General features: G+C 73.6%; 13 protein-coding genes and 2 pseudogenes. 10 read left to right on the top strand and 5 right to left on the bottom strand.

From position 1 onward, the window contains the following. Positions 1 to 86: 86 nt before the first annotated feature. Positions 87 to 527 (top strand): MarR family winged helix-turn-helix transcriptional regulator, encoded by a 441-nt coding sequence (locus ACZ7DE_RS24520; protein ID WP_470764600.1) that lies wholly within the window; start codon positions 87 to 89, stop codon positions 525 to 527. A 3-nt stretch (positions 528 to 530) separates the two neighbouring features. On the opposite strand, the gene ACZ7DE_RS24515 is transcribed toward ACZ7DE_RS24520, so the two are convergent. Continuing rightward, positions 531 to 1,292, bottom strand: a complete 762-nt coding sequence (locus ACZ7DE_RS24515; RefSeq protein ID WP_470764598.1) for a GNAT family N-acetyltransferase — start codon at positions 1,290 to 1,292, stop codon at positions 531 to 533. Further along, positions 1,292 to 1,528, bottom strand: a pseudogene (locus ACZ7DE_RS24510) (NADP-dependent oxidoreductase); the annotation flags it as partial. The gene ACZ7DE_RS24515 and the pseudogene ACZ7DE_RS24510, both read right to left, overlap by 1 nt. 208 nt (positions 1,529 to 1,736) lie before the next feature. On the opposite strand from ACZ7DE_RS24510, the gene ACZ7DE_RS24505 reads away from it, so the two are divergent. The 6 genes from ACZ7DE_RS24505 (at position 1,737) to ACZ7DE_RS24480 (ending at position 7,358) form a co-directional block, all read left to right on the top strand. Continuing rightward, positions 1,737 to 2,342 carry a sulfite oxidase-like oxidoreductase gene (locus ACZ7DE_RS24505; protein WP_470764596.1) on the top strand — a complete coding sequence of 202 codons (606 nt, stop codon included), beginning with the start codon at positions 1,737 to 1,739 and terminating at the stop codon, positions 2,340 to 2,342. Then, positions 2,335 to 3,132: a ferredoxin reductase gene (locus ACZ7DE_RS24500; protein ID WP_470764594.1), complete on the top strand. Its 798-nt coding sequence runs from the start codon at positions 2,335 to 2,337 to the stop codon at positions 3,130 to 3,132. The genes ACZ7DE_RS24505 and ACZ7DE_RS24500 overlap by 8 nt, the downstream gene beginning before the upstream one ends. Before the next feature lie 122 nt (positions 3,133 to 3,254). Next, the gene (locus ACZ7DE_RS24495; RefSeq protein ID WP_470764935.1) at positions 3,255 to 3,842 is read left to right on the top strand and encodes an Rv1733c family protein; all 588 of its coding nucleotides are present in this window, start codon (positions 3,255 to 3,257) and stop codon (positions 3,840 to 3,842) included. Between the two features lie 103 nt (positions 3,843 to 3,945). After that, entirely contained in the window at positions 3,946 to 4,914 is a 969-nt protein-coding gene (locus ACZ7DE_RS24490) for an acetylxylan esterase (protein WP_470764592.1), read from the top strand. Between the two features lie 217 nt (positions 4,915 to 5,131). Beyond that, the gene (locus ACZ7DE_RS24485) at positions 5,132 to 6,298 is read left to right on the top strand and encodes a serine hydrolase domain-containing protein (RefSeq protein WP_470764590.1); all 1,167 of its coding nucleotides are present in this window, start codon (positions 5,132 to 5,134) and stop codon (positions 6,296 to 6,298) included. A gap of 301 nt (positions 6,299 to 6,599) precedes the next feature. Further along, positions 6,600 to 7,358: a GntR family transcriptional regulator gene (locus ACZ7DE_RS24480; RefSeq protein ID WP_470764588.1), complete on the top strand. Its 759-nt coding sequence runs from the start codon at positions 6,600 to 6,602 to the stop codon at positions 7,356 to 7,358. Here ACZ7DE_RS24480 and ACZ7DE_RS24475 read toward each other — a convergent pair. Then, positions 7,336 to 8,103 carry a class I SAM-dependent methyltransferase gene (locus tag ACZ7DE_RS24475; protein ID WP_470764586.1) on the bottom strand — a complete coding sequence of 256 codons (768 nt, stop codon included), beginning with the start codon at positions 8,101 to 8,103 and terminating at the stop codon, positions 7,336 to 7,338. The two genes, ACZ7DE_RS24480 and ACZ7DE_RS24475, sit on opposite strands and share 23 nt — an antisense overlap. 5 nt (positions 8,104 to 8,108) lie before the next feature. Then, positions 8,109 to 8,672: a PadR family transcriptional regulator gene (locus ACZ7DE_RS24470; RefSeq protein ID WP_470764585.1), complete on the bottom strand. Its 564-nt coding sequence runs from the start codon at positions 8,670 to 8,672 to the stop codon at positions 8,109 to 8,111. 77 nt (positions 8,673 to 8,749) lie between these two features. Here ACZ7DE_RS24470 and ACZ7DE_RS24465 point away from each other — a divergent pair, with 77 nt between their 5' ends. Further along, positions 8,750 to 9,157 carry a nuclear transport factor 2 family protein gene (locus ACZ7DE_RS24465; RefSeq protein WP_470764583.1) on the top strand — a complete coding sequence of 136 codons (408 nt, stop codon included), beginning with the start codon at positions 8,750 to 8,752 and terminating at the stop codon, positions 9,155 to 9,157. 73 nt (positions 9,158 to 9,230) lie between these two features. Here ACZ7DE_RS24465 and ACZ7DE_RS24460 read toward each other — a convergent pair whose 3' ends face one another. Then, complete coding sequence (locus ACZ7DE_RS24460) at positions 9,231 to 10,121, bottom strand: hypothetical protein (RefSeq protein WP_470764581.1); 891 nt, start codon at positions 10,119 to 10,121, stop codon at positions 9,231 to 9,233. Between the two features lie 529 nt (positions 10,122 to 10,650). Between ACZ7DE_RS24460 and rho the strand changes: the two genes are divergently transcribed. Together rho and ACZ7DE_RS24450 are read left to right on the top strand one after the other, a co-directional pair. After that, positions 10,651 to 11,790, top strand: coding sequence for a transcription termination factor Rho (rho, locus tag ACZ7DE_RS24455; RefSeq protein WP_470764580.1), 1,140 nt, complete (start codon positions 10,651 to 10,653; stop codon positions 11,788 to 11,790). Positions 11,791 to 12,087: 297 nt separating this feature from the next. Beyond that, positions 12,088 to 13,008 (top strand): annotated as a pseudogene (locus ACZ7DE_RS24450) (D-alanyl-D-alanine carboxypeptidase family protein); the annotation flags it as partial. Positions 13,009 to 13,034: the final 26 nt, after the last annotated feature.

Raw genomic sequence — 13,034 nt, 5'->3', positions numbered from 1 at the left:
CCTACCCCAACGATCATCCGCCGCCACGGGATCCCCCGCCTTCCCCTCTCAGTTGTACTATGCAACCAGGCTATGAGGGAGTCCCAGTGGAACCAGCCGAGGCCGTGGAGACCATCCAGCGGGAGATGACGAGCTTCGCCCGGCGCGCCCGCGCCTCGGCGGGCCGGCTGCACCCCGAGCTGTCGCTGGTGTCGTACACCCTCCTCGGTCACCTGGAGGAGAGCGGCGGCTGCCGGGCCACCGACCTCGCCGCGCACTACGCCCTGGACAAGTCCACGGTCAGCCGTCAGGTCGCAGCCCTGGAGCGGGCCGGCCTGATCGGACGACGTCAGGATCCCGAGGACCACCGCGTCCAGGTCCTCCACCTCAGCGAGGCGGGGCGGCGCATCCTCGCCCAGGTCACCGAGAGCCGCCGCACCGCCTTCCGGGAACGCCTGGCGCGGTGGCCGGCCGAGGACCTGGAGCGGTTCGCGCGGTACCTGGTGCGCTACAACGCCGGGCCCGCGCCCGGCGGCGACGCCGACTGACCCCTACGCCACCGGCGCCGCCATGCGCCCCTCCCCCAGTCCCGCGGGCGCCCTCGCCGCGAGGAACACGGTGCGGCGACGCAGCCGGAAGCCCAGCGACTCGTAGAGGCGGATGGCGTTCGCGTTGCCGGCGGCGGTGTGCAGGAAGGGCGTGTCGCCGCGTTCCCGGATGCCATGGGCGACGGCGAGGACCAGCCGGCTCGCCAGGCCCTCGCCGCGGAAGGCCGGGTCGGTGCAGACCGCGCTGATCTCGGTCCAGCCCGGCGGTCGCAGCCGTTCGCCGGCCAGGGCGACCAGGGCCCCGCCACGTCGTATGCCGAGGTAGTCGCCGAGCTCGATGGTGCGCGGCTCGAACGGGCCCGGCCGGGTGCGGGCCACCAGGTCGAGGATCTCGGGCACGTCGGCGGGACCGAGCCGGACAGCCTCCGGGTCGGGTGCGGCGGCCAGCCCGTCGTCCACGAACTGCACGCCCTCGAGCTGGAAGGTGACCTCCCAGCCGGCCGGGAGGTCGCCCCGGAAGCCGGGCAGCGGGACCTCGGCTCCGGGGCCGGCCAGCGCCGCGAGGTCCGCCCAGTCGTCGGCGTCCGGCTCGTCCGGCAACGCCAGCCACGGCGACACGTCGACGGGGTAGCGCAGGACGCGCCCCCGGCGCTCGGCGAAGTGGGCGTGCGGACCGGTGAGCGCGGCGAGGGCGGGATTGTCGAGGACGTGCCGGGCCACACTGCCGGCCGGACCCGCGGCCCGTGCGAAGCCGGCGCCGCTCATATGCCCGCTCCGATCCCGAGGACGACCGTGTCCGTGCCCAGGACGGAGGGGAACGTACGCCCGCCGCTCTCGCCGGGGTGCCGGCGGCCGGTGCGCTGCTTCCGGCCGACGGGGTTCACGCCCGCCGCGCGCACCGCGACCAGCACCCGGCCGGGGCCGGGCCGGGGCCGTTCCAGGTCGACGAGCGCCTCGGTCTCCGGGCCGCCGTACCGGGTGAAGACGTACGCCTTCGGCATTGCTCCCACTCTCCTTCGCCGGTGCCGGACCGCTGGAGCGCTGGATCCGGGACGACACGTGCAAGAGCCGGGAGCCGGGCCGCTATTCCCCGCCCGCGGGAGCGTTCATACGGCCTTAACGATCGACGGCCGGGGCCGGTGCGGAACACCTCCGACTTGCACGTACGGTGGACTGCGTCAGCAACCGCCGTCCTCACGCTGGAACCGCATGAACGTCACCCGAGGCTTCACCGGGCGCCCCCGCGTCGCCGATCCGGGCCTGCCCCCCGGCCAGTACGACGCCGGCGACGACTGGCCCGTGCTGTCCGCAGAGGTCACGCCCGACCTCGCGCCCGCCGACTGGAGCTTCCGCGTCGACGGACTGGTCGAGGCGCCCCGCACCTGGGACTGGGACGAGGCGCACGCGCTGCCGGAGTCCTCCTACGAAGGCGACATCCACTGCGTGACGAGCTGGTCGAAGTTCGGGGTGCGGTTCGGGGGCGTGTCCCTGGACGCGTTCCTGACGGCCGTGCGGCCCCTTGCGTCCGCGACCCACGCCGTCGCCTACTCCCACACCGGGTACACCGCCAACCTTCCGCTGGCGGACCTGACCGGCGGCCGGGCCTGGATCGCCTGGGAGTACGACGGCAAGCCCCTCGCCGCCGAGCACGGCGGTCCGGCGCGGCTGCTCGTGCCGCACCTGTACTTCTGGAAGAGCGCCAAGTGGATCGCGGGCCTGCGCCTCCTCGACCACGACGAGCCCGGTTTCTGGGAGCAGAACGGCTACCACGCCCGGGGCAACCCCTGGGAGGAGCAGAGGTACTCCGGTGACTGAGACCTTCACCGGCCCGTCCGCGTCCGCCGCTCACGCGGCCGGGACGTTCGCGCCCCCCACCCGGTTCGCCGTGCCCGGCCGGATCGCCGTCAGCAACCGGACCGCCGCCGTGTGGCAGACGGCGACGCTCACCGAGATCCGCCGCGAGACTCCGCTTTCGGCCACCTTCCGGTTCGCGGTGCCGGCCTGGGCGGGTCATCTGCCCGGCCAGCACCTGATGCTGCGGCTGACCGCCCACGACGGCTACACCGCCCAGCGCCACTACTCGATCGCCTCCGCGCCCGGCGACGACGGGCACATCGAGCTGACCCTGGACCACGTCGACGGCGGCGAGGTCTCGGGCTGGTTCCACACGACGGCCGAGCCCGGCGACGAGGTCGAGGTGCGCGGCCCGCTCAGCGGCTTCTTCGCCTGGCCGGGCGACCGGCCCGCGCTGCTCGTCGGGGCGGGCTCCGGGGTCGTCCCGCTGATGTCGATGGTCCGACACCACCGGGCGCGCGGCCTCGACGTGCCGCTGCGGCTGCTGGTGTCGGCGCGCAGTCCCGAGGAACTGATCTACGCCCGGGAGTACGGCGCGGAGACCACGCCCGTGTTCACCCGCAGCGCGCCGCCGGGCGTGGACGTGGGCCGGCTCCGCGCCGCTCATGTGGCGCCGCTGCTCGCCGAGGAGCCCGCGGGCGGCTGGGAGGCGTACGTGTGCGGGTCGAACGCGTTCGCCGAGCACGCGTCGCGGCTGCTGGTCGAGGCCGGGCAGCCGGTGGACCGCATCCGGATCGAACGGTTCGGCTGACCGGTCCCCCGGCCTCCCACCCCTGTCGAGGGGCCGTCGTGAACGATGCGTGAAACGATGTACTCCGAACGGGGTACAACGCTCGTGTGGGCACTCGTACGCGTGACGGCGAGGAGGTCGACATGCGAAGCCGGGTGCGTGGCTGGCGTCTGCGGGACAATCCGCTGCGGCGCCGGTCGGACGTCGTGGAAGGGTGGACGGCGCTGGTCGTCGCCGTGCTGCTGCTGGTCGCCGTGCCCCTGGCCGGGGCGCTCGCCGGCCGGTGGGCCCATGACGACGCCCAGGCGGCCGCGCTCCGGCAGCGGGCCGAGCGGCATCGCGTGACTGCCGAGGTCGTGGGCCACCCGCCCGAGTCCATGCCCGCGGTGGAGGGCGGCAGGCAGCAGATGGTCCGGGTGAGCGTGCGGTGGACGCCGCCGGGCGAGCCTGCGCGGACGGCCTCCGCCCGGGTGCCGGCGGGCACCCGTCAGGGAGAAGCGGTGGACGTGTGGTTCGACGAGCGCGGCCGCAGCGTCGCGCCGCCGCCCAACGACACGATGGTGTGGCAGCACACCGTGACCCTGGGCACGTGCGTGGCCGGCGGTACGGCCGCGGCGGTGCTGCTGGGACACGCGGCGGTCCGCCGGGTGGCGATGCGTCACCGGCTGGCCGAGTGGGAGCGGGAGTGGGCGCGCACCGAGCCGCAGTGGACCCGGCGCAGGCCGGCCTGAAGCGTTTGACGGCGGCCGGCTCGGACCGCGGCCTGGCGAGGCATCCCACGGCGCACGTACGGTGTGATCATTCGTATGGGCACTTAACAAAAGGCGGTGCTTCATGGCCCTGTTCGACCTGTCCCTCGACGAGCTCCACGAATACCGCAGCGCATCCCACGAGCCGGAGGACTTCGACGCGTTCTGGTCGAAGACCCTCCAGGAAGCCCGCGAGCACGATCTGGACGCCCGCTTCGAGCCGGTCGACACGGGCCTGACCACGGTGCAGGTGTTCGACGTGACGTTCGCCGGGTTCGGTGGACACCCGGTCAAGGGCTGGCTGACGCTGCCCGCGGGGGCCGGTCAACCGCTGCCCCTGGTCGTGGAGTTCGTCGGCTACGGCGGCGGGCGCGGTCTGCCGCACGAGCATCTGCTGTGGGCGTCCACGGGCCGCGCGCACTTCATCATGGACACCCGGGGCCAGGGCAGCGCGTGGGGTGGCGGGGGCGGCACCGCGGACCCGGTGGGTGGAGCGCCCTCGTACCCCGGGTTCATGACCCGGGGCATGGACGCTCCCGAGAACTACTACTACCGCCGGGTGTTCACCGACGCGGTGCGTGCGGTCGAGGCGGCCAGGTCGCACCCGCTGACCGACGCGTCGCGGACCGTGGCGACCGGCGGGAGCCAGGGCGGCGGGATCACGCTCGCCGTGGGCGGCCTGGTGCCCGACCTGGCGGCGGTCGCGCCGGACGTGCCGTTCCTGTGCGACTTCCCCCGCGCGGCGACGCTGACGGACCGTCACCCGTACCGGGAGATCGGCCTGTTCCTCAAGACGCACCGGGGTCGCGCCGAGGACGCGCTGCGCACGCTGTCCTACTTCGACGGTGTGCACTTCGCCTCGCGCGGCTCGGCCCCGGCGCTGTTCTCGACCGCGCTGGAGGACCAGACCTGCCCGCCGTCGACCGTGTTCGCCGCCTTCAACGCGTGGCCGCACGAGGACAAGACGATCGAGGTGTACGACTTCAACGACCACGAGGGCGGCGGCCCCTACCAGGAGGCGGTCAAGCTGCGCTGGCTGCGTTCGTACGCCTGAGCGGCCCGCCTTCCGTGGGCCTGCGGGGCGCCGCAGGCCCACGGCCGCCACGGGTCTTCGGGCCGCGACGGGGCGCCTCGGGCATGCGGGCGCCCCGTTTCCGGTTCCCGCCGTACGCCGCGCCCGTCCACTTCCCTCCAGTCCGACCAGTCGGTACGTTCGGTGCGGCCGGAGCGCACCGACGCGGTCCGGCGTCCCGGCGGACCACGGAGGACCCATGCCCGAGCACGCGCCACGGATTCACGGCCACTGCGACCCGCGGTTCGCGGGGGTGCGCACCGCCTTCGAGGAGAACTTCCGGGACCGTGGCGAGCTGGGCGCCGCGGTGAGCGTCACGGTGAACGGGGTGACGGTGGCCGACCTGTGGGGCGGCTGGGCCGACGCGGCGGGCACGCGCGCGTGGGAGCGGGACACCCTGGTCAACGTGTGGTCCACGTCGAAGGGACCGACGGCGCTGTGCGCGCACATCCTCGCCGACCGGGGGCTGCTCGACCTCGACGCGCCGGTGGCCGCGTACTGGCCGGAGTTCGCCGCCGCGGGCAAGGAGGGGGTGCTCGTCCGCCACCTGCTGTCCCATCGCGCCGGCCTCGCCGGGCTGCGCGAGCCGCATTCCCTGGAGCAGCTCTACGACTGGGAGCTGACCACCGCGCGCCTCGCGGCGACGGAACCCTGGTGGGAGCCGGGCACCCGGTCCGGCTATCACGCCCTGACCTACGGCTTCCTGGTCGGGGAGGTCGTGCGCCGGGTGTCGGGGCTGCTGCCGGGGGCCTTTCTGGAGCGGGAGGTGACCGGTCCGCTGGGCGTGGACTTCACCATCGGACTGGCGGAGAAGGAGGCCGGACGGGCGGCCGAGCTGGTGCATCCGCCGGCCGTCTCGGCGAGCGAACAGGCGGCGGTCTTCAGCCAGTTGTCGCCCGCCGCCCTCGCCGCCCTGACCAACCCCCTGGCAGGCGCGACCGAGGCCAACTCGCCGCGCTGGCGGGCCGCGGAGATCCCGGCCGCCAACGGCCACGGCACGGCGCGGGCGATCGCGGCGCTCTACGGCGTCTTCGCGGGCCGGGGCACGTACGACGGCCGGCGCGTCCTGTCCCCCGAAGCGGCCGAACGGGTGCGCGAGGGGCAGGGGGCCTGCCGGGACGTGGTCCTGGGGGCCGGATTCGAGCACGAGACGGAGATCGGCCTCGGTTTGTGGCTCAGCGGGCCCAACGGCTCGTACGGACCCAACCCGCGCGCTTTCGGACACGACGGCTTCGGCGGCTCCTGCGGGCTCGCCGATCCGGAGGCGGGCGTGTCGCTGGGCTACGTGATGAACCGGATGGGGCCGCACATCGCCGACGACCCGCGGAAGAAGGCCTTGGTCGACGCCGTGTACCGCGCGCTGTGAGCACGCGCACGGCGCAGACGGGATGACGGCAGGGCGGACACACCGGGGTGACAGCAGGGGGGACGCATACCGCGTGACAGCACGGGGCGGAAGCCAGTGACCGGGCTGGGCGGAAGCGAGTGACGGCGCGGAGCAGTGGCGGGGTGACGGCACGGGAGCAGTGGCGGGGTGACGGCACCCGGCGGTCCGGTTTCGGCCGATCGGGCACCGCACCCTTCCCTGCTGGTTTAGACCAATGCTAGATCTGGTGGCGCACCGAGTCCGCACGAACACGGCACGTCACCCACAGGAGGCGCGCGGCATGGCCCGCAGCACCACCCCCACCACCCCTCATGTCCACCCCGGCTCCGACGACCGCCCCCTGTACTGGCGAATCGCGACGGAGCTGCTCGGCGAGCTGCGCGACGGCGCCGTCGCACCCGGCGAACGGCTGCCGGGCGAGCGGCGGCTGGCCGAGCACTTCGGCGTCAGCCGGGAGACCGTACGGCAGGCGCTGGAGGTGCTGCGCCGCGACGGCCTGGTCGAGACCGACCGGCGGGGCAGCTACGCGGCGCTCCCCGCGGAACCGGTCGGCGCCCCGTCGTTCCTGGCCTTTCCGGTGGGCGTCCGGGCCGCGGACGATCCCTCGGCGGTCGCCCGGGCCGCCGTCAGCTGGGAGAGCCCTCCGCCCGGGCACGCCGAAGCGCTCGGGCTCGCCCCGCACCGGCCGACGCTGGTACACCGCTACGAGTCCGCGGGCGCCGACGGACGCGGCCTGCGCACGGCCGTGACGTCGTTCTCCGCGGTGGCGCTGGCGGAGGTGGAGGAACTGGCCCGCTACCGCGACCGCGCCCACAGGGGCGCCTGCCCGGAGCTGCGGCGGGCCTACGACTGGATGCGCCGGGCCGGCCTGACCCTGCACCACCGGGACCTGATCACCCACCTGGACGACGCCCCGTCGATGCGGGTGACCCGGCAGGTGCACGACCAGTACGCGCGCCCCCTGGAGATCACCGACCTGGTCCTGGACACCCGGCGGGAGGCGCTGGTCTACGCGTTCACGCTCCCGGCGGCCGGATGACCCCGTCCGCGACGTCGCCGTCGTCCGCGCGGCGCGCCACGACCAGCCGGACCCGCGGGCTTCCGTCGCCCCTCGTGCCGAAGTCGGGCAGGGCGCGCAGGTCCACGCGGAACCCGGCGCGCTCCAGTTCGCGCCGCACCTCACCGAGCCGGAAGGCGCGGTAGTACATGACGAACGGAGGCCGCCACAGCGCGTTGCGCACCCGCATCACCGTGTCGAAGCCGAGGAGCATCCAGAAGACCGGCGAGGACGCTCGCGGCGGCGCGACGACGGGGAAGGCGAAACGTCCCCCGGGCCGCAGCGCGCCGTGCACCTGGGCGAACAGATCCGGCAGTTCCCGGGGCAGGAAGTGCCCGAACGCCCCGAAGCTCACGACGAGGTCGAAGGCGGCGGTGAACGGCAGCGCGCGGGCGTCCGCCCGCACCCAGGACACCCGGGGACCCGCCGGAGGCGTCCGCCCGCGCGCCACGTCGAGCATGCCCGCGCTGAAGTCGACCCCGGTCACGCTGCGGCGGCACACCGTGGCCAGGACGTCCGTCCCGGCGCCCGTGCCGCAGCACAGGTCGAGGCCGTCCCGGTACGGGCCGGCCTCCTCCAGGGCCGAGGCGACGGCGGCCAGCACGGAGTCGGGCGTGCGGAAGGGCGTGTGGTCGAACTTCGGGGCCAGGAGGTCGTAGCCGCGCTCGACGGACGACAGGGCCTGGACGGCGAGTTCGCGCAGGGTGGGTCCTTCGGGGCTGAACATCCGTGTCAGCCTACGGCCGTGCGCCGCCGCAGGAGCAGCAGGGCTCGCTCGCACCAGCGCAGGTTCGACTCCTCGAAGCCGATGCCGCCCAGCAGGGTCAGATAGGGGCCGATCCGGTCGGCCCCGGCCAGGAACTCGTCCTCGGTGCGCCCGTCGAGGATGCGGTCGCGCAGGCGCTCGTAGCGGTCGAGCTTGCCGCGCGTCCAGGCCATCCGCTCCTCGATCAACTCGCGGGCCGCCCCGGGGTCGCCGGAGTCCATCGCCTGGATCTTGACCAGGAGTTCGTCGCGGACGGCGGTGGGCCTGCGGGGCGGGGTCGCCGCGAAAGCGCCTAGATCCCGCCGGCCGGCCTCGGTGAGGGTGAACATCCTCTTGTTCGGACGGCGTTCCTGCTGCACCACCCGTGCCTCGATCAGTCCGTCCTGCGCGAGACGCTCCAGTTCGCGGTAGAGCTGTTGCGGAGTCGCGGGCCAGAAGTTCGCGAGGGAGACGTCGAACACCTTCGACAATTCGTAGCCCGAGGCCTCGCCCTCCAGCAGGGCGGCCAGGACGGCGTACTTGAGCGACATATGGACACCGTAACAGCAGGTGATTATTGTCATCCGCACCTACTCAACAAATTTACTGTCTGCGATGAGGTGATTCGATGCGCGCGTTCCGTGAGGCGGTCGAGGCCGGCGATCTCGACGCCGTCGAGGCGCTGCTGGCCGACGACGTGGTGTTCACCAGCCCGGTCGTGTTCAAGCCGTACCCGGGCAAGGCGATCACCGCGTCCATCCTGCGCGCCGTCTCGCGCGTCTTCGAGGACTTCCGGTACGAGCGGGAGCTCGACGGGGGCGGCGGCCGCGACCACGCCCTGGTGTTCACGGCGCGGGTGGGCGAACGGCAACTGACCGGCTGTGACTTCATCCACCTCGACGAGGACGGGCTCATCGACGAACTGACGGTCATGGTGCGCCCGTTGTCGGGCGCGCAGGCTCTCGCCGCGGCGATGGGCGCCCGGTTCGACGAGATCGCGAAGGAGGCGGAGGCCCGGTCGGCCTCCGCCTCCTGACGCCGGGCCACGGTGAGGGCGGGGCGGCGCTTCGGCCGCCGTGTCCCGCAACTCCCGGACGCCCGGCGGGCCGTCAGCCCCTGAGGTCGCCCAGGGTGGCCCGGGTGTCCGTCTTCAGCCAGTCCGAGACCTCGCTGAGCGTCGGCGGATCGGTGTCGGTGTCGTACGAGGAGTAGTAGGCGCTGTAGCTCATCGTGTAGGTGACCCAGCCGTCCCGTACGGCGAGCGTGGCGTAGAGCGAACCGCTCGACGAGCCGGACGTGGTGTCGTCGCTGACGAGATAGGCCTCGTCGCCGATGCCGGTGACGGACTGCACGTCGTAACCCGAGTGGCTGTCGGCGTAGTTCTTCCAGGTGGCGGTGAACTCCGGCCCGGGGTCGGTCTTCTTGTGCAGGTCCAGCTGGACGTAGAGGTAGGCGTCCGTGTAGCTGGAACCGGACTTCTTCAGGCTGACGTTGCACAGCCCCTCGTCCAGGGCGTCGTCCTCGAGACCGCGATGGGTCGGGGCGCTGTCGCTGTCCGTGTACTCCTCCTTGAAGGACGAGTAGTCGGTGGAGTTGCACAGGTTCGACGGGGCGGTGTAGCCGCGCAGGTCCGCGTCGGCCGCGCCGCCGATCAGGAAGACTCCGGCCGCCCACGCGGCCGACGCCACCACCGCGCCGACCGCGGCCCACAGGACCGCCCGTCCGGCGCCGCCGCCCCCCGAGGGCGGCGGGCCGACGACGGGGTAAGGGCCCGGCTGGGCGTACGGATTGCCCTGCTGGGGGTGAACGGGCTGCCCGACCAGGGTCGGCTGGGCATAGACGCTCTGCTGGCCGGCCTGGGTGGGTTGCGCCGCCGGGGGGAAACCCATCGGCCCGCCGGGGGCCGGCGACTGCGGATTCGGATAGGGGTACGCGCTCGGCTGGGCCGGCGCCTCGGACGGCTGCTCCGGCTGCTGCGGAGGCTGAGGCGGCGTGGACATGACGTGAAGATAATGCAGAATGGGCGGTCAAGTCCGCTGCCGTCACGGATCGTTACTCTCTGGGGACATCTGCGCCACACCTCGAAGAGGCCGGAATTCCGACGCGCCCCTGGAGGCATGGGTGAATGCCCCTGCCCTCCCCCGTCTCCCCGTCTCCCGCCCGCTTCGCCCACGCTCCCGCCCGCGCTCCCGCCCGCGTTTGCCTCGCTCCCGCCCGCCCGATCCCGGGAACAAGTGGCGCGACGGGCGCGTTGAAGCCGTCACGACCGACCCGTGTGCTACATTGCGGACAGCACTTGTGTACGCCCCGTTCCGGGCGCCGGTGCCGATCTCTTCTCAGTTCGCCGTGTCACCCGCCGCTTCCGGCCGGTGCAGCGGCTTTCCCGCACCACCTCGCCGACGGCTCCATTCCGCCGCGGTCGCGGTGCCGTTCCCGCCGCCCGAGGCGCGCCCTGCGCCCTCCCTTCGCGGCCTCAACCCCCCTTCCTCGCATGTCTCATGCCTTCCGTCCGTGAAAGGACCGAACCCCATGACCACCACTCTCGAACACCCCCCAGTGCAGCAGGCTCCGGCCCGGATCGCCGTCGGCGTCCTCGACGTCGACGCGAGCGGGAAGGGGCGCCTGCGCCCCACGGACTGCCTGGCCACCCCCGCCGACCTGCAGGTGCCGGCCGCGCTGATCCGCCGTCACGGCCTGCGCAGGGGCGACCTCGTCGAAGGCGTGCGCGGAGCCCAGCGCACACTGACCGAGGTCGCCCGCGTCAACGGCCGCGCCCCCGCCGGACTGCACGACCGCCGTCACTTCCGCGACCTCACTCCCGTGCACCCGCACGAGCGGCTCCGGCTCGAACACCCTGCGGCAGGCCTCGCCGGTCGGGTCGCCGACCTCGTCGCACCCGTCGGCAAGGGACAGCGCGGGCTGATCGTCGCCCCGCCCAAGACGGGCAAGACCGTGCTGCTCCAGCAGATCGCCGCCGCCGTGGCCGGCAACCACCCCCAGGCGCGGCTGATGGTCGTCCTGCTCGACGAGCGGCCCGAGGAGGTCACCGACATGCGCCGCTCCGTGCGCGGCGAGGTGTACGCCTCGACGTTCGACCGGACGCCGGCGCAGCACATCGCCCTCGCCGAACTCGTCGTCGAGCGGGCCAAACGGCTCGTCGAGGCGGGCGAGGACGTCGTGATCCTCCTCGACTCGCTGACCCGGCTGTGCCGGGCCCACAACAACGCGGCCGCCGCCGGGGGCCGCACCCTGAGCGGCGGCGTCGACGCGAGCGCGCTGATCGGACCCAAGCGGTTCTTCGGCGCCGCGCGCGCGGTCGAGGAGCACGGTTCGCTCACCATCCTCGCCACCGCCCTGGTCGAGACGGGCTCCCGCGCCGACGAGTACTTCTTCGAGGAACTGAAGGGCACCGGCAACATGGAGCTCCGCCTCGACCGCGAACCCGCCTCCCGGCGCGTCTTCCCGGCCGTCGACATCAACGGCTCCGGCACCCGCCGCGAGGAACTCCTCCACTCCCCGGCCGAGTTGACCGCCGTGCGCGGTCTGCGCCGGGCCCTGCAGACCCGGGACGGCCAGGCGAACCTGGAGACGCTCCTGCAGCGGATGCGCGAGACCCCTGACAACGCGGCCTTCCTGCGCCGCATCCAGCCGACGCTGCCCGCGGGCTAGCCGACGGGCGGACGCGGACCGGCCGACAGGCCGACCGCAGACCGCAGACCGCAGACCGGACAACTGGCGGACCGGACAACTGGCGGACCGCGGGGCAGGCGACGGGCCGACCGCGGACCGGACCGGAGCACGGGCGGACCGCAAGCTCGGGCGACGAGCGGATCGCAGGCGAATCACCGGCCGGACGGCGGCCAGATCACCGGCTGAACGGCTCGGCGTGCGGCATCCGGGTGCTCGCATGCGCCCGTCCGGCACGGGCAGCCCGGGGAAGACCCGGATCATTCCTACGTTGATCATATGACGATCGGATTCTCTTCCCGGGCTGCCACGACGGCCTGCGCCCTCTGTGCGGCCGGCCTCCTCGCCCTCGGGCCCGCCGTGGCCGCCGCTCCGGCCGACGCGGGCCCGGGAACGCCCGGCGGACCGGGCGCCACCGGCGGGCCACGGGTGACGGCCGGACCGCACGGGACGGTCCCTCGGCCTTCCCTGCTGTACCGCTCCGGCACACACGTCAGGGCGCACCGCGGCGCCCCCGAGGTCCCGGACGTCTCCGCGCGGTCGTGGCTGGTGGCCGACGCGGACACCGGCGAGGTGCTCGCCGCGGCGAACGCCCACCGCAGACTGCCCCCCGCCAGCACGCTGAAGACCCTCTTCGCCCTCACCCTGCTTCCGGTGCTGCCCGCCGGGCTCCACCACCGGGTGAGCGAGGAGGAACTCATGGGCATCGGGCCGGGGAGCAGCCTGGTCGGGGTCGCCGAGGGACGCACGTACCAGGTCGCCGACCTGTGGCGAGGCGTGTTCCTCAACTCCGGCAACGACGCCGTGCACGTTCTGGCGTCGCTCGGCGGCGGCTGGGACGCCACGGCCGCCCGGATGCAGGCCAAGGCACAGTCCCTGGGCGCCCTGGACACGAACGTGCTCTCGCCCGACGGGTACGACGCCCCCGGCCAGGTGTCCTCCGCCTACGACCTGGCGGTGTTCGGCCGGGCGGGGCTGCGCGACCCGGACTTCGCGCAGTACTGCGCGACCGCCCACGCGATGTTCCCGGGCGACGGCGACCGGCCCTACGCCATCGCGAACACCAACCGGCTGCTGACCGGCGCGAACGGAGTCGAGCCGTACCCGGGACTGATCGGGATCAAGAACGGCTACACCAGCAACGCCGGCAACACCCTGGTCGCCGCGGCCCGTCAGGGCGGGCGCACCCTCGTCGTGACGGTGATGAACCCTCGGGCGGGCGGCGG

Source organism: Streptomyces sp. NPDC037083 (assembly GCF_055606485.1).
The sequence above is the reverse complement of the archived record's forward strand: the minus strand, read 5'-3'. Positions and strand labels throughout refer to the sequence as shown.